Annotated in this window: 1 protein-coding gene; it reads right to left on the minus strand. The window is 66.5% G+C overall.

Translation table 11 applies throughout. The annotated features are described in order from the left end of the window. Positions 1–275 (minus strand): hypothetical protein (locus SB816_RS31370; protein WP_410548163.1); only part of this gene is annotated, 275 nt, incomplete at both ends.

Consider the following 275-nt stretch of genomic DNA (forward strand, 5'->3'; position numbering starts at 1 on the left):
CCCGTTTCGCGGGCCGCCGCAACCCAACGGTCCAGCTCCGCCAGATCCCTGATCGTCACATAGGCGGCCGTGTCGATCTTGGCGGCGGCGAAAACCGTCTGCCGTGCCGTGGCAAGATCGGCAGGCGCGCTGCCCTCCCCTGTCGCCTTCCTTGCAGGCGCTGCCGGTGAAGCCTGTGAACTCGCATCAGCGGCCGTTTCACCAGACGTTATGACGGCGGCCGGCGCATCGAGATCGGGACCATGCGCATCGGCACCCCATTGCACCGGTACATT

This window comes from Achromobacter sp. SIMBA_011, assembly GCF_046535435.1.
In the GTDB taxonomy this organism is placed as follows: domain Bacteria; phylum Pseudomonadota; class Gammaproteobacteria; order Burkholderiales; family Burkholderiaceae_B; genus Achromobacter; species Achromobacter dolens.